The 18,757-nt window shown below is 33.9% G+C and carries 19 protein-coding genes and 1 tRNA gene; 9 read left to right on the top strand and 11 right to left on the bottom strand.

The window, feature by feature from the left end; genetic code table 11:
• Positions 1-649: 649 nt before the first annotated feature.
• Positions 650-1,006 (bottom strand): hypothetical protein, encoded by a 357-nt coding sequence (locus QWY86_RS16185; protein WP_290243510.1) that lies wholly within the window; start codon positions 1,004-1,006, stop codon positions 650-652.
• 512 nt (positions 1,007-1,518) lie between these two features.
• Between QWY86_RS16185 and QWY86_RS16190 the strand changes: the two genes are divergently transcribed.
• Complete coding sequence (locus QWY86_RS16190) at positions 1,519-2,628, top strand: acyltransferase family protein (RefSeq protein WP_290243511.1); 1,110 nt, start codon at positions 1,519-1,521, stop codon at positions 2,626-2,628.
• A 150-nt stretch (positions 2,629-2,778) separates the two neighbouring features.
• On the top strand, positions 2,779-3,072 hold the full coding sequence (locus QWY86_RS16195; protein WP_290243512.1) for a hypothetical protein: 294 nt from the start codon (positions 2,779-2,781) through the stop codon (positions 3,070-3,072).
• Here the strand turns inward: QWY86_RS16195 and QWY86_RS16200 are convergent.
• From QWY86_RS16200 to QWY86_RS16210, 3 genes are all read right to left on the bottom strand, one after another.
• Positions 3,069-4,091, bottom strand: coding sequence for a S66 peptidase family protein (locus tag QWY86_RS16200; protein WP_290243514.1), 1,023 nt, complete (start codon positions 4,089-4,091; stop codon positions 3,069-3,071). The two genes, QWY86_RS16195 and QWY86_RS16200, sit on opposite strands and share 4 nt — an antisense overlap.
• A 363-nt stretch (positions 4,092-4,454) precedes the next feature.
• Positions 4,455-4,526 (bottom strand) — tRNA-Met (locus QWY86_RS16205).
• 8 nt (positions 4,527-4,534) lie between these two features.
• Positions 4,535-4,696 (bottom strand): hypothetical protein, encoded by a 162-nt coding sequence (locus QWY86_RS16210; RefSeq protein WP_290243516.1) that lies wholly within the window; start codon positions 4,694-4,696, stop codon positions 4,535-4,537.
• A gap of 310 nt (positions 4,697-5,006) precedes the next feature.
• Here QWY86_RS16210 and QWY86_RS16215 point away from each other — a divergent pair, with 310 nt between their 5' ends.
• Together QWY86_RS16215 and QWY86_RS16220 are read left to right on the top strand one after the other, a co-directional pair.
• Positions 5,007-6,308: a DEAD/DEAH box helicase gene (locus QWY86_RS16215; protein ID WP_290243518.1), complete on the top strand. Its 1,302-nt coding sequence runs from the start codon at positions 5,007-5,009 to the stop codon at positions 6,306-6,308.
• 98 nt (positions 6,309-6,406) lie between these two features.
• Positions 6,407-6,754 (top strand): Dabb family protein, encoded by a 348-nt coding sequence (locus tag QWY86_RS16220; RefSeq protein ID WP_290243519.1) that lies wholly within the window; start codon positions 6,407-6,409, stop codon positions 6,752-6,754.
• Between the two features lie 70 nt (positions 6,755-6,824).
• Here QWY86_RS16220 and QWY86_RS16225 read toward each other — a convergent pair whose 3' ends face one another.
• Positions 6,825-8,021: a pyridoxal phosphate-dependent aminotransferase gene (locus QWY86_RS16225; RefSeq protein ID WP_290243521.1), complete on the bottom strand. Its 1,197-nt coding sequence runs from the start codon at positions 8,019-8,021 to the stop codon at positions 6,825-6,827.
• A gap of 111 nt (positions 8,022-8,132) precedes the next feature.
• Between QWY86_RS16225 and QWY86_RS16230 the strand changes: the two genes are divergently transcribed.
• Both QWY86_RS16230 and QWY86_RS16235 read left to right on the top strand, forming a co-directional pair.
• Complete coding sequence (locus QWY86_RS16230) at positions 8,133-9,119, top strand: cation diffusion facilitator family transporter (RefSeq protein ID WP_290243522.1); 987 nt, start codon at positions 8,133-8,135, stop codon at positions 9,117-9,119.
• Positions 9,106-9,552, top strand: a complete 447-nt coding sequence (locus QWY86_RS16235; RefSeq protein ID WP_290243525.1) for an NUDIX domain-containing protein — start codon at positions 9,106-9,108, stop codon at positions 9,550-9,552. Before QWY86_RS16230 ends, QWY86_RS16235 begins: the two co-directional genes overlap by 14 nt.
• A 35-nt stretch (positions 9,553-9,587) precedes the next feature.
• Here QWY86_RS16235 and QWY86_RS16240 read toward each other — a convergent pair whose 3' ends face one another.
• From QWY86_RS16240 to QWY86_RS16260, 5 genes are all read right to left on the bottom strand, one after another.
• Entirely contained in the window at positions 9,588-10,022 is a 435-nt protein-coding gene (locus tag QWY86_RS16240; RefSeq protein ID WP_290243526.1) for an SRPBCC family protein, read from the bottom strand.
• Positions 10,023-10,097: 75 nt separating this feature from the next.
• Positions 10,098-10,514, bottom strand: a complete 417-nt coding sequence (locus tag QWY86_RS16245) for a VOC family protein (RefSeq protein WP_290243528.1) — start codon at positions 10,512-10,514, stop codon at positions 10,098-10,100.
• A gap of 102 nt (positions 10,515-10,616) precedes the next feature.
• A complete protein-coding gene (locus QWY86_RS16250) occupies positions 10,617-11,990 on the bottom strand; it encodes an exonuclease domain-containing protein (RefSeq protein WP_290243530.1) in 1,374 nt (457 codons plus the stop codon).
• 146 nt (positions 11,991-12,136) lie between these two features.
• The gene (locus QWY86_RS16255; RefSeq protein WP_290243532.1) at positions 12,137-12,766 is read right to left on the bottom strand and encodes a hypothetical protein; all 630 of its coding nucleotides are present in this window, start codon (positions 12,764-12,766) and stop codon (positions 12,137-12,139) included.
• Positions 12,767-12,772: 6 nt separating this feature from the next.
• Entirely contained in the window at positions 12,773-13,135 is a 363-nt protein-coding gene (locus QWY86_RS16260) for a response regulator transcription factor (protein ID WP_290243534.1), read from the bottom strand.
• A 133-nt stretch (positions 13,136-13,268) separates the two neighbouring features.
• On the opposite strand from QWY86_RS16260, the gene QWY86_RS16265 reads away from it, so the two are divergent.
• The 3 genes from QWY86_RS16265 (at position 13,269) to QWY86_RS16275 (ending at position 15,946) form a co-directional block, all read left to right on the top strand.
• Positions 13,269-13,955, top strand: a complete 687-nt coding sequence (locus tag QWY86_RS16265) for a DUF421 domain-containing protein (RefSeq protein ID WP_290243536.1) — start codon at positions 13,269-13,271, stop codon at positions 13,953-13,955.
• Between the two features lie 91 nt (positions 13,956-14,046).
• Positions 14,047-15,264 (top strand): sterol desaturase family protein, encoded by a 1,218-nt coding sequence (locus QWY86_RS16270; RefSeq protein WP_290243538.1) that lies wholly within the window; start codon positions 14,047-14,049, stop codon positions 15,262-15,264.
• Positions 15,254-15,946 carry a lysoplasmalogenase gene (locus QWY86_RS16275; RefSeq protein ID WP_290243539.1) on the top strand — a complete coding sequence of 231 codons (693 nt, stop codon included), beginning with the start codon at positions 15,254-15,256 and terminating at the stop codon, positions 15,944-15,946. Before QWY86_RS16270 ends, QWY86_RS16275 begins: the two co-directional genes overlap by 11 nt.
• Before the next feature lie 403 nt (positions 15,947-16,349).
• On the opposite strand, the gene pbpC is transcribed toward QWY86_RS16275, so the two are convergent.
• Complete coding sequence (gene pbpC, locus QWY86_RS16280) at positions 16,350-18,734, bottom strand: penicillin-binding protein 1C (RefSeq protein WP_290243541.1); 2,385 nt, start codon at positions 18,732-18,734, stop codon at positions 16,350-16,352.
• Between the last annotated feature and the right edge of the window lie 23 nt (positions 18,735-18,757).

The raw sequence follows: 18,757 nt of genomic DNA on the forward strand, positions 1-18,757 counted from the left end.
GTGCCTGTTTAAGTCTGGGAAAATTAATGGCAGCTTGATAGGATTTTTAAGCTTGAGGATATCCAGGCTCTTACAGTCGCGATTTGAGCATTTACTCGCAAATTGTATACTTTCATACTTAGATTCTAGTGATCACAATGACCTATATCCAAATAGGTAATATAGTTCCTGTTTAATATTATTTATTAAATTAAAAGTCTTGCAAATTTTTATGCAAAATTGATTTAATCTGGTCGGAATTTCACTGAAATGGTAGTAAAAAATATGCTTTTTGATCCGCAGAAAAATGATTCAAATATGTATCAAAATTTATATTTTCTAATACACTGACTAATAGTGTCTTAGTGAAACGTTTATGATTTAAATATGCGGTTTTTTACCGGTTTTTTATCGCTATTTTCCAGCACAGAAATTCAATATGTTTGACTATCAGATAGTTACAATGTTTTTTCTTGTTTCGTATATGCTCATTTATTTTTATAAATCATTGATTTACAATGATTTATACTTAATATATCGGAAAGTAAACCACAAAGCGTTACTTTACAAGTAGCATTGTTTTATGAGAAGGTAGTCATCATTATTTTAAATTTTATAATGACAAATTTCGCTTACAAATCTGTATTATAATTTTATGGTAAAAACGAACTTAATTGATAATTTCCAATGCTCTATTTCGTACTAAATCAAAATCTAGAGGATTAATAATAGATGCATCTACATTTTGAGGAAGGTTTAGAAACTTAGATTTCGATAAATCACTCATTATAATAATAGGAATATCTGCAAGGGCGAGATCAGGCCATGGAATTTTTAACATAACACCATTATTAGATAAGGAAAATTCCATATTCATAATAATTAAGCTGGGATTTATCCAAGAAACGGTCTCTCTAAATTTTGAAACATTATACAGTAATGTTACTTCAAAACCTACTTCCAATAATAAATCAATCAATTCTACATTTGGCAAATAATCAATTACGAATAATATGCTGTTTTTCATTACATTGATATTTATATAATACAATTTTAACTAATAAATAATACAAATTGATCTGATTTTTTGTTTTTTTTTTGATTAATTGTTTGATGAACTATTTCAAAAATCGCTAATCAGCAGTCTACATTTTTAAATAGTGTGTAAATCATTATTATCTTGATAAGAATTATGATATTTTAATTTGGATAACGAACCAGATTTAGTCATTAAGGCCACATAGCACAATTTGTTATATTATATCACAGTTTTTCTTATTACTAGAATTTTTCAAGTTTAAATAAAATACCATCCAACTATAAACTCTAATCAATAAATTCTAATTATTTTATAAAGCTGTTTATAAGCAAGGCATTGTTATATTTTATTTTTGAAAATGTAACAATGCCTTTATCAATGTAAAAAAATAAGAATGTTTAATAATTTGCAGAGATTGTAGAATCAGCGAATTAGGGAGTTATTAAACTATAAATGAATGAAAGCTATAGTCTATCTAAACAAAAAATATAACTAAATAAATGGGCGAAAGAAGCTTGACAAAAAAAACTCATTATCCAATTCTTGATGGATTACGTGGTGTAGCCGCAATTATTATTGTTACTTTTCATCTTACAGAACCATTAGCTACAGGGCATTTAGATAACCTGGTTAATCATGGTTATCTAGCAGTCGATTTCTTTTTTTTACTTTCTGGTTTTGTAATGGGTTATGCTTATGATGATAGGTGGAACAAGATGACTGTTGGTGATTTTTTAAAACGTAGAATTATACGCTTGCAACCCATGGTTATTTTAGGGATGACACTGGGTGCTATAGGCTTCTATTTTACCGATTCTACAATTTGGCCACTCATTCATACAATTCCGGTTTGGAAATTGCTGCTTGTAATGCTTATAGGCTACACAATTTTACCAGTTCCCTTATCTTTAGATATTAGGGGATGGGAAGAAATGCACCCCTTAAATAGTGTGGGTTGGTCTTTGTTCTTTGAATATATTGCAAACATTTTGTATGCTATCGGCATACGTAAGTTTTCTAATAAAGCTTTGAGTGTTTTTGTACTTCTTGCTGCGGTTACATTAGCGCATTTGGCTATCACTAGTACCAATGGCGATGTAGCAGGTGGCTGGACATTAAATTGGGAGCAAGGGCGAATTGGTATTACCCGAACAATATTTCCTTTTTTTGCGGGACTACTTCTGTCTAGAGTTGCTAAACCAGCCAATATTAAAAATGCATTTTTATGGTCTAGTTTACTATTAACGATTATACTTTACATGCCAAGGATTGGTGGAGATTACCTTTGGATGAATGGTATTTACGAATCCATAAGCATTATACTTATTTTTCCTCTAATTGTTTATATCGGAGCAAGTGGTACCTTAAAAACTACTGTTGGGAATAAGGTGTGTAAATTTTTAGGCGATATTTCATATCCGCTTTATTTGGTTCACTATCCTATTGTTTATTTTTATGTAGCATGGATCAGTAACAATAAAGGTATTACACTTGCCGAAGCCTGGCCTAATGCTTTAGTTATTTTATTTGGTTCTATTATTTTAGCATACGTAACTTTAAAATGTTATGATGAACCTGTGCGTAAATGGCTTAGAAAGAAATGGGGGTGATGGAATGGAAAGTGGGAAATGGAAATTGGAAAATGGGAAATGAGGAGTGGAGCAAAGATAAAGCAACAATGACCAGTATTCATTGACCAAATAAGGCAATTATACAATTAACCGATTAAACAATTGAGCAACTAACCAGCTAAACAACCAATGAACACCATAAAAACATTTAAAGAAAGTATTGAGGCGGATGCGATACCGAAGGGCATATCCCTTCAGCTTAAGGCATTATGGTATGATGGAAAAGGGGATTGGGAAAAGGCACACGCACTCGTCGATCAATTAACAGACTCATCATCTGCACTAATTCATGCCTACTTACATCGTAAAGAAGGTGATATTTGGAATGCTGATTATTGGTATAGCCGAGCAAAATCTGCTCGTCCGAATGTTACTTTAAATGAAGAATGGGAAATTTTAGTTGAACAATTCTTAAAAGATTAAATGCTCTGAAGTGTAGAACCATTTTCGTTGACCATCAAAATATGATTAACCCCGCATTTTAAGGCGAAGTTATTTTTCTGATGTCCGACAGGGAAATCAAAAGCGATGGGGTAGTTGTATTCCTTAACTTTTTCTAGAACAATATCGTAAATGGTTTTTCCAAATTCTTCACCGGCATCATCTGGTTTTACTTTAAACCCACCAATAATTAATCCTTTTAAATTTTTCAATTTGTTGCTGCGTTTTAAATTCCAAAGCATCCTATCAATACTATAAAGATATTCTCCGGTATCTTCTATAAAAAGAATTTTGCCCTTTGTATCTAAGTCAGAATCGCTTCCAGCTAAGGTTTCAATAATACTTAAATTTCCACCAACTAGAATTCCATCGGCACTGCCTGTTCTGTTATTTAAATTAGCCGGTGCATTGTAATTAGTTTGGATTCCAGTTAAGGCATTTCTAATTGATAAAATGGTCTCAATTTGAATGGGTTCTGCCTTTGCCCAATCATCAGGGAAACTATTACACATTTTAGAATGAATGGAGGCGACACCGTAATTCTTTGTTAAATGGCAATGTAGAACCGTAATATCGCTAAAACCTATTATCCACTTTGGATATCTTTTAAAGGATGAAAAGTCAAGTTTATCTATAATTCTAACAAAACCATAACCTCCACGAGCGCACATAATGGCTTTGATATTAGTATCATCCAACATTTTTTGAAAATCATTAAGCCTTTCCTCATCTGTGCCTCCATAAGTAAAATCACGTTTTCCAATACTATCGCCAATCTTAATAGTAAAGCCCCAACTTTGCATTTGTATAACGGAAGGTTGAATTTTATCAAGCGTTATGTGACCTGCCGGACTTGTAATACCAATCGTGTCGCCTTGCTTTAGATATGGTGGTATTTTAAAAGATGAAACATCGCTCTCAATTGATTTTGCCAAACTTTTAAAAGCAGGAATTACTGTTGTAGCAGCTAGAAACGAAGTAAGGAAATATTTTCTGTTCATCTAAATTATTTGTTAGGTTTTGTTAAGAGCGAATATATGATTTTAAAAATACTGCATAAGAGAAAAGGGATTTATATCCATAAATCCCTTTTTTAAACCAAACAAATTAATCTGTAAAAGATTAGTATAATGTGAATTATATAGATAAACCAAGATTGAATTAAAATGTTTTGATATTTTAAAATAAAATATTTGAGTGGGATGATCTAATATGAAAACTGTTAACAGAAGAGTTGTTAAAGACATATAAAAGTTAAGGCTATCCATCGCGGATAGCCTTTGCTAACAACAAAACAAATATAAGATAACCAAATCTTACCTGATTGAGCAGAATCAGGGTAAGTGCATATGAGAAACACTTTGCGGCCTAGTAATGGATTCGAACCATTGTGCTAAAGTTTATGAAACTCCGACCTTCCATTCGGTCAACTGGCCTTTTTTTATTAAACAGGTTTTAAATTCAAAAAATCTTTCAATTCTATCATTTCTTCCATTATTAAAGTATATTCATCATCATTATTTATAAATTTAACTTCCGAATATTTTACATTCTGCATTAAATTTGCAGAATCTATTGTAGATGGATATTGAAAATAGGTTGACATAATTATTAAACATTTTCTGTTATTGGTTAATATTCGACAAATATATCAATTACTATATAATATCTATAGATTTAGTAGTGTTTATTTTAATTTTTCAATTAACTTATTTACTATCAACTAATTAATTTTTAATTTTATGTTTTATTCTTGAAGGTTCAAGTTAAATAGTAGATTAAAATGCTCAATGGCCGGTTGAAAATTGGATGTTTTTGATTGGATTTCATCATCCTATTTCAAAGCTTACATTCAGTTTATTAAAAGCTAATTATTTTGAGGATATTTGCATTTTAAATACTAAATACGATTAAGGGTGTCATTAGATAAATTAAAACTTAGTAAACCACTTGTTGCGGCCATGACGGAAGCGGGATTTTTAACTCCAAAGGAAATCCAGATTAAAACCATGTCGCGTATATTGGGTGGTCAAGATGTTATAGCAGTAGGACCAGAGGGTGCCGGAAAAACAACAACTTATGTTTTAGCAACTTTAATGAAGCTGAAATATGCTTTTGAGGAAGCACCACGAGCTTTGATTTTAGTTCCTGATACAGAACATGTAGATTATGTATTAGAGCAATTTAAATTATTGAATCGTAATAACACTTTCAGGATTTTAGGCATAGATAGCCGTGGTGCTGTAGAAACCCAAATGAATGAAATTACGGATGGATGTGATATTATTGTTGCTGTTCCGGATAGAGCAAGAGCCTTGTATTTAAAACTGGCATTAAATACCAACAAGATTCAATTATTCATTGTAGATAATGCCGAATTAATCGTGAAAAAAGGCTTGCAGCTTCCGGTTGTAGAACTTGCAAATAGCGCTTACAAATCTCAACACATAGTTTTTACAGAAGTTCTTCATGAGAAGCTGAATCATATGATTTCACCTTTCATGAAAGATTCTTCTTTTACAATTGAAGTTGATGAAATAGGTGAAAAGCAAGCTGAGGTTTATCCACAAATGCTTTATCAGGTTCCAAACTTCAGAACAAAGCTTAATCTTTTAACTTTATTACTTAATGATTCTGAATTTTTTGATAAGGTTGTCGTTTTCGTAAATACTCGCTTAACAGCCCAAACGGTTTATAAAAACTTCAATAATCCTAATAAAGGAGAAATTAGTATTTATCGCTCGCTATTTTTTGATGATGATGGTTTTGACGATATCGAGGATTTTAAACTAAATCCATCAGCGAGGGTTTTAATAGTTGCAAACGAGAATCTTGGGGATTTAGATATCCAAGGCATTCCGTTTATACTTCATTTCGAATTACCTGAGCAAAAGGAAACTTTAATTCAACGTATTGTAAAACATGGAGATGATGAAGTGGTTGCCATAACTTTTTCTACTGATATTGAGCTGATTGAGGTAAAGAAAATCGAACAAGCCATTGGCCAAAGAATGGATATTATCGATTTGCCCGAAGATTTGAAAGTGGTTGATGTATCTACCGTTAAGTCCAAGAAAAAGAAAAAAGATGAGGAGGAAGATACTTCAGAGCGTGGTGCTGCATTTCATGAGAAGAAAGCGAGTAATGTAAAAAACTATAACTATAGCGCCGGTACTAAAGCTAAAATGACCTATAAGAATAAAAAAGGTTTATCTTGATTGATTTCTGGTTTGTTTATAATTTGCAACAATTTCTAATCAGGCCAGTTTTTACTTCTTATTTAAGATAATCACATATTTAAATCAATTAATAAGTTATGATAGAGAACAGCTACGCTAGTAAAGGCCAGATTAAGCATTTTGTAATGTTTTGGCTAAAACCACAGCTTACAAAAGCAGAGGTATTAGATTTTGCAAACTTTTTCGAAAGTTTAAAAACAATAAAATATATTAAAACTTTAAACTATGGTTTGGCCGCAAATACACCAACCAGACCTGTTACTGATAATTCTTTTACATATTCGCTAACCATAACTTTCCATAATATCGAAGATCATAATGCTTATCAGGATGATAAAACTCACTTAGATGCTGTAGAAAAGTTTTCTAAAAACTGGTATAGAGTTGTGGTGCACGATACAATCGTTTCTGCCAACTACGGATAAAAAATATCGATTAAACAAAAAATCCTCGTCAAATTTGGCGAGGATTTTTTATTGCGAAAAGAAAAAGTGATTAAATCAACTTTCCCAACGCTTCTTTAATTCTTCTAAGTGCTTCTACCAAACTCTCATCTGATGCTGCGTAAGATAATCGGATGTAGTTATTGTTACCGAAAGAATCGCCACCAACCGTTGCAACATGACCAACATTAAGTAAGTAGAGCGCTAAATCTGATGAATCCTTAATCACATTTCCATCAGCATCTTTTTTACCGAAGAAAGAACTTATTTCAGGGAAGAAATAAAATGCACCATCAGGTAAGTTGGTTTTAACACCAGGTATCTCATTTAGTAAGTTGTAAACAAGTTCACGGCGACGAAGAAAGGCTTCTTTCATTTTTAAAACACTTTCTAAGCCCTGTTCATAAGCCACAATTCCTGCTCTTTGAGCAATAGAACAAGTTCCAGAAGTAGTTTGTCCTTGTAATTTATCGTTAGCAGCAGCAATTTCTTTATTTGCAGCGATATAGCCTAATCTCCAGCCTGTCATTGCGAATGCTTTAGAAAAACCATTTACGATAATTACTCTGTCCTTAATACTTTCAAATTGAGCGATTGACTCATGTTTATCCACAAAATTGATGTGCTCATAAATTTCATCCGATAGGATATAAATATTAGGATGTTTTTCAAAAACCTTAACCAATGCCTCAAGTTCTGCTTTGCTATAAACCGAGCCAGTTGGGTTACATGGCGATGAAAACATGAAAAGTTTGGATTTCGGAGTAATAGCAGCTTCTAATTGTGCTGGCGTAATCTTAAAATTACTTTCTAAATCAGTATCAATAAAAACAGATTCGCCTTCGGCAAGTGTTACCATTTCCGAATAACTTACCCAGTAAGGTGTTGGAATAATAACTTGATCGCCCGGGTTGATTAAAGTTAAAATAACATTTGATAAAGACTGCTTTGCACCTGTCGAAACTACGATTTGCGAAACATCGTAATCTAAATTATTTTCAGTTTTAAGCTTATTCACAATCGCCTGGCGTAAATCAGGATATCCCGGTACTGGAGAATAGCGGGTGTAGTTTTCATCTAACGCTGTTTTGGCAGCATTTTTAACGTGGTCTGGCGTATTAAAATCGGGTTCGCCAACACTTAAACTGATTACATTAATGCCTTTAGCTGCAAGTTCGCGGCCAAGCTTAGTCATTTTAAGGGTTGCAGATTCTGATAAGCTATTGATTCTATTTGATAAGATGCTCATGGTTAATTACTTTGTGCGCAAATATATAAACCAAATATTATTCTGCACTAAAAAACGAGTTTTTTTATTAATTAATTTTTCTATTAACCGTACTTTTGAAAAAAAATCTTCGTGACGGTTAAAAAGAAAGCTATCATTATATCATTGGTGGTGAGCGTTGTACTAATGCTTGCCAAGTTTGTTGCATATTTTATAACGAGCTCCAATTCTATCTTAACAGATGCTGCAGAAAGCATTGTAAACGTAATTGCAGGAAGTTTTGCATTTTACAGTATTTACTTAAGTACGCAACCGCGTGATGAAAATCATCCATACGGACATGGTAAAGTGGAGTTCTTTTCAGCGTTTGTTGAAGGTGTTTTAATTCTAATTGCGGGTGTGATCATCATCTTTAAATCATCATATAACTTAGTTTATCCACATCCAGTAGGTCAACTCTTGCAGGGTACCTTAATCATCGGAATAGCTGGTTTAATTAACATGATAGTAGGTTTGTATCTAATTAAAGTAGGAAAAGCAGAACATTCAATCACATTGCAGGCAGATGGAAAGCATTTGTTAACAGATACTTACACGAGCATCGCAATTGTCGTTGGCTTAATACTAATTCAGCTGACAAATATAATTTGGTTAGATAGCTTGCTTTCTATTTTGGTAGGCTTTTATATCATTTACTCTGGTTATAAACTCACCCGTGGTTCAGTTGGCGGTTTAATGGATGAAAGTGATTTTACCTTGGTTGAGGAAGTTGTAGAGGTATTACAAAAAAACAGGCATAATCCATGGATTGATGTACATAACCTGCGTACCCAACAATACGGGCCAGAATTTCACATTGACTGTCATGTTACTTTGCCGTATTATTTTGATTTGAACCAGGTGCATAGGGAGATTTCGCAAATTGATGAGCTGATAAATAAGAGTGGTGTTAGAAAAGCAGAACTTTTTATCCATGCAGACCCATGTTTGCCAGAATGTTGCAATTATTGCCACATGAGCGAATGCCCTGTTAGGAAGGAAGCTTTTAATAAGGAAATTACCTGGACACCTGAAATTGTTGTCAGAAATAAAAAGCATTTCGAAAATGAGCTACTTTAATGTTAGGGTTTATGGTTTATTGGTTAACCATAAAAATGAGGTTTTAATTAGTGATGAAGAAGAACATGGATTTCGTTTTAGCAAGTTTCCAGGTGGTGGTTTGGAATTTGGCGAGGGGTTAATTGATGGGTTGAAACGAGAATTTATGGAAGAATGCAATGCCGAGATTGACGTCATTTCTCATTTCTATACAACTGATTTCTTCGAAAAATCATCTTTTAACGATAGCCAGGTTATCAGTATTTATTACTTGGTAAAGGAAAAAGCACCATTAGAACTTGCATTTAAAACCAGGATTTATGATTTTGATGCAGAAGGAGAAATTTTGCAATCATTTAGATGGGTAAATATCCAAAAGCTGAATATTGATGATATAACATTCAGGACTGATAAAACAGTTGCCCAGTTATTAAAAGAAAAGTTTAATAAATAAAAAAGAGGTTAACCTTTTGATTAACCTCTCTTTATTTACGTATTTGGCTCAAGGTAGCCCTTTAATGCTTCATTTAGGAAATATGTCCAGCCTCCTTTAAAACTTTCCTTAGTAAAATCTTTACCATTTTCTTCAAAGGTTTCTAAACCCGTATGTGTTAAGCTTAGTCTGGTTTTATCTCCATTATCAAATAGCTCCCAGGTAATTTCTGAATTGCCCGGATAATTATCATACTTCCAGGTATAGGCTAATTTTTTACCATCTTCAACCTGGGTAACTTCACATAAATGTAAGTAATGCGGTCCTTCTTCCGGACCACCAACAAAATCGAACTTAAAGCCAACTTTAGCTTTAAAATCTTCTATTTGAAAATACCATTTTTTGATTTCATCAATGTTAGTTAATGCTTCCCAAACTTTTGCAGCCGGAACATCATATACTCTTTCTACAACTAAAGCTTTCTTATCCATGATAATAAATTTTGATTTCGCTTATTAAAATAAGCAACCTTAAAGCTGTTTTGTTTTAAAAAATATGAAACGGAATTAGCCTAAAGGCATTTTGCTAATGTCCATATAAAGTATATTCCAATGCTGTCCATCTAAATCAACAAAGCCACAACCATACATCCACCCATCTTTGTAGCCTGGTTTAGCATAAAGTGTACCACCGGCATCTAAAACTTTTTGAGCCAATTCATCTACTTCTTCAGGGCTTTCAGCATCAAATGAAAACAAAACTTCATTACCAGAAATCTTGTCAGAAACTTTACTATCGGTAAAGGTTTCGTACAACGATTTTTCAAAAAGCATTAAAACAAGGTTGTTATCGCCAACAAAAAAAGATGCTGAATCTTCTCTAACGCCGTACTGTAAATTTTGAGTAAAACCGAGCTTGGTGAAAAAATCTTTCGATTTGCTAACGTCTTTTACAGGGAGATTTATCCAGATTGATTTTATCATAATTTTCTATTTAGATTATAAAGTTAAATATGCTACCGAATTAGTAAAATAGCGAAAAACGAAATATAAAAGGGCATTTGAGCCAGATTAATTTATTTCGATTTAAAGTTTATATAACTTTTGAGGATACTGTTCAGCGTGGCTCAATATCAAATTTAAAATATAACTGTTTGATTGATATATTGATAGATTTTCTTTTAGTGGCGCTAAGCCATCTTCAAGATAATTTTTTTCGGTAAAATAACCCATTCCATAAAATTTACCTTTTTCAACAACCAGACAGCTCAATTCATCGTCTTTTCTCCCTTCATCAACCAAAGCAAAAGTGGGTTGCAAGTTTTGAATTTCTTCTAAGGCTTTAGTTAATCTTTTATTATAAACCGCTACTGTTTCTATTCCACTGCATGCCCCAAAACATTGTCCGTTTTCATGTGAAATACATTTAGTAGTTGCTTTTTGCAAATAACAAAGCTTAGCGCAGAGTTGATATTTTTCGACCAAAAAATTCAGGAAATTATAACCTTCCAATAGGTTGTTGAAACTCTGCAATGGGTTGTTATTTTTCTTATGCTTATCAATTGCTAACCGTAAATAGCTATTTTGATCTTCAAAAATATATAAGTCGTACTTGTGTTCGTAACGTTTCATAGCCCGATTATTCTCCGGCCACAAGCGTTTAATTTCATTTGCTTCGAGAATAAGTGCCATAAGTTCGGTACCGCAGATTACATAATCAACATCATGGATACCCTTTAAAAAATCTTGCCGCTGCTTATTTGGTCGGTTGCCCGTAAAATGGCTGGTTACTCTTTTTTTTAAATCTTTCGCCTTACCAACATAAATTATTTTTCCCTTGCTATCTTTAAAGTAATAAACGCCAGGCTTATTGGGTAGTTTAAGAATTGCAGCTTTATCAAGATTTGGTGGTAAAACCTGTTCCTTCGATGTTTTCTTTAACATATCGGTAATAACACCTTCATTATCTGCTAGCAAAAGCATGTTGAACAAAATGCTCGTTGCATTTGCATCTCCAGCTGCTCGGTGACGGTTTTCTATCGGGATATTTAGGCTGCTGCATAATTTACCTAAGCTATACGATGGTTTACCTGGAATAAGTTTTCTACTCATTCTTACGGTGCAGAGTTTTCTACACTGTAAATCGTAACCAGCATAATTTAAGTGATGTTTCAGAAATGAATAATCGAAATTTACATTGTGTGCTACGAAAATCTTATCGTTGAGAAGTTGATAAATCTGTAGAGCAACCTCTTCAAAGGTTGGGGCATCAGCAATCATTTCATTATCAATACCAGTTAAAGCAGTAATATAATCGGGGATATGTTGCTTTGGATTAATTAAAGTGGAAAAAGACTCAATAATTTGATTTCCGTCGTGTATGTTTATTGCAACTTCAGTAATACCATTAGCTGATGCATGACCTCCAGTTGTTTCTATATCGACTATTGCGTATAACATTGAATTGATTTGAATACAAATCTATACTAAAATAATTAGTAATAAAATTATTTTGCAGATAATATTTTTAGCGTTTTAAACACCATCTAAATAAAAAAAGCGACTACGTATTAACGCATTCGCTACAATAATTTGTATAATATCTACTATAATTTATTTAATAGCTTACTTAAATTCGGTTTTATACCTATTGCGATTGGAACAGTATTGAATGTACGATTTTGAATTTTCGAGGTTCCGTACATATAGCTAACTTCTGCAAATAGGGCAGCGCCACCTAAGTTATACTCAATACCACCACCAGCTTCAACAATTCCGGTTGTGTTTGATTTATTGCTCATCGTAACTTGCAAATTTTGTGGATTGACTGCAGCTTGTGGTGTTAAAATAAATCCGCCGCCACCGCCAGCAAAGCCATAAAAAGCCCATTTATCAACAATTTTACGATAACCCAAAGCAACATTCAATAGATAGGTTGTAGCACGACCTTTTTCTAATGTATAGTTAAATCCTGCATCTGGCGTAATTTGATTAAATGTAAAAGCGTGCAAACTAACTTTGGGGTATAAAAATAACCCACTATTTCCTAAGCCAAGGTTTAATCCTAACGATGTTGAAAATTTTGGTTTTAGATAGTCTGCGGTTTCTCCCATTGGGAAGGCAAAACCAATACCACTCATTGAATAAAGCTTATCTGGCCTGCCAGTTTGGGCTTTAACATTTATCGAAACAGCCAATAATGCTATTGCAAGCAGGCTCGGGATTTTATATTTCATAGTTTTTTAATTTTGGGTTAAGGCATTTACTTTTTCAACCATTGTGCTGATATTGAAAGGTTTTTCCAAATAATCATCTGGATGATATTTTTGTGAGGTAATGTAGTTTTCATCATACCTTGCAGAAGCCATAATTACCGGAATATTTTCCGTTTCAGGATTTGCTTTTAATTGTTTAAAAACTGCTCTTCCATCCATTCCATTCAACATAATATCTAAAATGATCAAATCAGGGTTAAAGTCTTTAACAGTTTTAAAAATGTAACGGGGCGATAATAGTGGGAAAACGCTGTAATGTTCAGCCTCTAAGGCAAGCTGAAAAACTTCTAATATATCAGGATCGTCATCTACAATTAGTACTCTTTTCAATGGGGATAAAAATTTAATTGGGTAAATACAATCCTAATACAATGTTTTAATGATAATGTTTTAGCAATACAGTATTTTGATAAGATTTAAACATAACTAAAGATTTAAGGTTTATATAAAAATGATAAAAGTTATGGTCGATTTCGAAAAAATGCTACTTGGTGATGAAAATTGGAACTTCATCCCTGAGATAATGATTAGAACTTTTATTATGTACCTGATTATTTTATTTAGCCTTAGGTTACTTGGTAAAAGAGGGGTAAAGCAACTTTCGATATTCGAATTGGTTGTAATTATCAGTTTAGGCTCTGCCGCCGGCGACCCAATGTTTTACAAGGAAGTAGGTTTAGGTTCGGCCGTATTTGTTTTTGCCGTTGTAGTATGTTCATATAAAATAACTGCTTACTTTGTTGGAAAAAGCAAAAAAGTAGAGAAAATTGTTGAAGGAACATCAACCTGCTTAATTAGAGAGGGAGTATTTGCAATTAAAAACTTTAAAAAGGAATCTTTAGCCCAAGATGAATTTTTCTCAGAATTAAGGCAAAAAAATGTTACCCATTTAGGTCAGGTCAAATTAACCATAATCGAAACATCTGGAGAGTTGAGTGTCTTTTATTATAAAGATGAAGATGTAAGATATGGCTTACCAATTTTACCAGATGATTTTGAAAAAAGTAGCGAAGAAATTATTGAAGAGGGTTTTTATTCTTGTAGCTTTTGCGGTAATACCCTCAAACTAAAGCCTGGTAAAAAACACTATTGTAATGAATGCGAAAAAACTGAATGGGTAAAATCCTTAAACGAAACTCGGGTAACGTAACTTCAAGTTTAACATCTTACTTTTTAGATATTTAGATTATAATGCTTAAATTGTACTCAAATATTTCTAACCAAATATATTTTCCTTCTTTATGAAAGTCGATTACATCGCTTTGTCTGTACCTATATTTTTCATTCTGATAGGTATTGAGCTTGGCTACAATTTTTATAAAAAACTTAATTATTACCGTTTAAACGATAGCATTTCAAATTTAAGTCAGGGAATAGGGCAGCAACTTATAGGTATTTTTATGAAAACGGCCCTATTTTTTGGTTATAAATACATTTTCGAAAACTTTCGACTTTTTGAAATGCCTAAAACCATCTGGGTTTGGATAGTCCTTTTTATCGGTGTAGATTTTTTCTATTACTGGTTTCATAGAATGAGCCATCAAGTAAATGCTCTTTGGGCAGCACACATTGTTCATCATCAATCAGAAGAATATAATTTAACGGTTGCCTTACGCCAAAGTTGGTTTCAAGGCTGGTTTAGCTGGGTTTTCTACTTGCCATTGGCGTTTGTAGGTTTCGACCCGATTATGTTTTTAACCCTAAGTTCATTCAACACACTTTATCAATTCTGGATTCATACCCGAGCCGTCAAATCGATGGGTTTTTTAGAATATATTTTAAACACACCATCGCATCATCGGGTACATCATGGCTCTAACCCAAAATATATTGATAAAAACCATGCAGGTACATTAATTATTTGGGATAGAATGTTTGGTACCTTTCAAAAGGAAGAGGAAGAAGTCTATTACGGGATTACAAAACCCTTAGCCAGTTGGAATCCAGTTTGGGCAAACCTCCATTATTGGGATGATTTAATAAAAACTGCGAGTAAATCACCTAAAATGAGTGATAAAATAAAGGTATTTTTAAAACCGCCTGGCTGGTTTCCTGCACATCTAGGCGGCTTTCAACAAGCACCAGAAATTAATGTTGCAAACTATCGAAAATTTAATCCCGAATATCAATCGAAGCTAACAGGATATGTTTTAGTGCAATTCATAATTGCGTTGGCAGCAGGTTCGGCAATATTATTTTCATACACCAAGATGGATTATATATCCTTAATTTTGGGTGTAGTATTTACACTTTTAACGTTGATTGCTTGTGGTGCTTTATTAGAGCAAAAACAATGGCTAATCAAATTCGAGTATGTTAGATTAGCACTCGGATTGTTATTGGTTTTACTGCTTAAATTTCCAATCGGATATCAGGTGATATTTGCAGGCGTAGAGTTAATATCCGTAATTTGGTTTTTCAATTTACAAAAAGCGAATCCCAATGCTAATGAAAACTAAAATATTCTCTTTTATTTTTGTAGTAATTTACGTTATTCAGCTTTATGCAGAAACATCAGGCAATATTCAAATCCGCAATTTTTCAAAACCATTAATCGTAATAACACTTTTGTTTTGGCTTTATAGTGCTACAAACCTTAAAGGAAAATTTCATAAACGTATATTTACAGGCTTGGTTTTTGCACTTGCAGGAGATGTTTTTTTGATGCTTCAGTCTGGTAAACCAAGCTATTTTATTTATGGCTTAGTCGCATTTTTACTTTGCCATATTTTCTACATCCGAGCATTTACCCTCGACCATAAATCAAATCCAAATTATAAATCCCCATTCTTTTTATGGGCTGTTGGTGCATTAATTATTTTTTGCGTTGGCTTGTTTTTTTATCTGCAGCCATTTCTTGGCGCCATGCAATTTGCAGTTTTGTTTTATGCGATCATCATCACTTTTATGGCTATAATGGCAGTAAATCGTTATGGGAAAGTCAATTTCTTTAGCTACAAATTAATTCTTTATGGCGCCTTGTTTTTCCTTTTATCTGATAGTGCATTGGCCGTAAATAAATTTGCATTCCCAATTCCGCAAGCTGGTGTTTTAATTATGGCAACTTACATGATTGCTCAGTATTTAATCGTTTATGGTACAATTGAAAGAAAGTTAGTGGTTACTAAAACAGAGATTTAGTTTTTTTGAAAAGCAATTTTCTATGCTTATCGGTTAGCGCAGTCCTGCTAACGTTGCAATCTTTTAAAAACTTCTGTCATGCAAAGGCACGAAGCAATTGGTTTAAATCTAGCAGGCTGCAGAATATTAAAGTTGCTGCAATTTTAAAAGTATTTCCACTTATATCAGGTTTATTTAACTTAGGAAATTGCAAGGAATAAAGTTGCAGCATAGCAAACCGTTGACTGAAGTCAACGGCAATGAAATGGATGGTTTGTTCTGCATTTTGCAATTTGCGTCTGCTCTAATTAGACGCGGTCGTCATTCTCGCGTATGCGGGAATCTTGAAGCTCAGCTACAATGAATAAAAAGTTTGCTATGCATTTTGTCGATTCATTGCCGTCAGTTTCAACTGACGAAGGATTTAATCTTTTGGTTTGCTTTTCTCCTTATCCAAAACCGTAAATACCTGCACCAACCTTTCCCCTTGCTCATCAACAAGTGTTAAAGTATGTTTTCCTGGATACGGACTAACCGCCAATTGATGGTAGTTTGTTGTGGTCGCAACAAATTCATTATCAATGTGCCAGTAAATTTTCGAACCTTGATTTCTGTGTGCGGCATTTAAAACAATTTTCCCTCGTGTTCCATCAATCTCCAACGGAATGTAAACCGTTGCTCCATTTTTTGGGTAAATCAATTCCATTACACTATTACCACCAGAAACATCACAGCCAGCCATGAACGGTGGTAAAGTCTTATAATCGCTGTTTTTAATTTTATAATAATATTCCATCGCTGGTGGCAAAATGAACCAACTTTTATGTTGCATGTTAGTCACGCTTTCACATTGGTCAGTAACGCGATAAGTACCTGTTCTATCTAAATGGACTAATTTATGAAAAGGACAAACTACCGTTTTTTCGCTAGCAGTTGGTACTAATTCCTCCACAATATCTACACAGTATTCGCCTGCCTTGTAACCGCTTTGTTTACAAACTTTAATCTTTTTGAGTTTTGTTAACGGCGTCTCAAACCATTTTCCGTTAGGTAATAACTTAAAAATATCAAATAAAACAGGCGCTGCAGCTTCAATTCCTACCAAGCCAGGTCGGCCCTCACCATCGGCATTGCCAACCCAAACACAAACTACATAATTTGGCGTTAATCCAACCGCCCAGGCATCGCGAAAGCCAAAACTTGTTCCCGTTTTCCAGGCCACTCTTTGTGAAGATGAAAATTGTTCCCACAAACCCTCATCACCTGGTCGCATCACTTCTTCCATCGCATTAAAAGTTGCCCAAATCGAGCCGTGGTCTAAGAAGGAATTACGCTCAAAACCCTTACTTTCTTTTTTATTAACATCAAAATAACTTGCTTGTCTATAATCATCGGGATTGTATAAACCTTTGTAAGTATTGAAATGATTTAATGTTCTCACCATACTCATGTAGGTATTTGCTAAATCCCACATGGTTACTTCACTTCCGCCCAAAATTAGCGACAAGCCATAATGGTCGGCTGGCTGATTTAAAGTTCCAATACCCAATTTTTTAAGCTTATCGTAAAAACGCTCGTACTTGTATTGCTGCAACATTTTAACTGCCGGAATATTCAGCGAACGACTTAAAGCTTTATCAGCTGCAATGGCTCCATCGTAACCTAAATCGTAATTCTGAGGTGAATAACCAGCAATTTGAGTGGGTACATCTGGTATTAAAGTATGTGGTAAAATAAAGCCCTCGTTCAACATACTGGCATATAGCAAAGGTTTTAATGTGCTTCCAGGACTTCGAGGCGCCTTAATCATATCCACATGGCTTTGTAAATCAGCATTTTCTGGTTGATAAATATTCCCGACATAACTCACCACATTTCCAGTTTTGGCATCCAAAACCAAGGCAGAAATATTATTGATGTCATTTGCTCTGTAACGGTTATTATATCTTTTAAGAATTGAATTTACTTTTATTTGAATATCCTCGTTTACAGTAGATTTGATTCTGGTCGAATTAATTTCCAAGGCTTTTCTTTCAACCTTGAAGCGATTTAATAAATGGGGCGCATTTTGAGGCAAGGGCAGTGGTTTACCTGGAACAGGTTCTAGCTTAGAAAGATTTGCGGTACTTTGGTCGATGTATTGAAGCTTCGCCAACTTATCCAGTAAATCATTTCTTTTTTTTACCAGACGTGCTGAATTTTTGCCCGGATGCACCAACGAAGGACTGTTTGGTAAAACTGCTAGAGTTGCCATCTCTCCCCAGGAAAGTGTCTTGGCATCGCGACCATAATAACGCCAGCTTGCAGCTTCTAAACCTACAACATTGCTTCCGAATGGTGCGTTTGCTGCATAAAGTCCAATAATTTCTTCTTTTGAATATTTAAGTTCTAATCTAAAAGCGAGAATAATTTCATAAATTTTTTGCCAGATGGTTCGGTCTTGTTTTCTCAATAAGCGTATAACTTGCATCGTTAAAGTACTGCCACCACTCACTACACTTTTGGCTTTAAAGTTTTGCCTCATGGCTCTGCTCATCGCCAGAAAATCAACACCGAAGTGTTTATAAAAGCGCTTATCTTCAAAAGCGATAATGCAATCCTTAAATTTTACAGGAACAGAATCGGCTACGGGAAAACGCCACTGTCCGTCGCTTGCGATAGCGGCACTAAGCAAATTTCCATTACTGGCCTCTACTACAAATGAAGTTGGCGATTTAAAAAGCTTTGCTGGCAGCAGTAACAAAAACACCAAAAGCGTTGCGACACAAATAATATCGGCAATTAGAAATGCTTTTGGTGTTGTGTTCATTAGGTTATTAATTGAGAGATTGC

The organism is Pedobacter aquatilis (assembly GCF_030409415.1).
GTDB lineage: Bacteria > Bacteroidota > Bacteroidia > Sphingobacteriales > Sphingobacteriaceae > Pedobacter > Pedobacter aquatilis.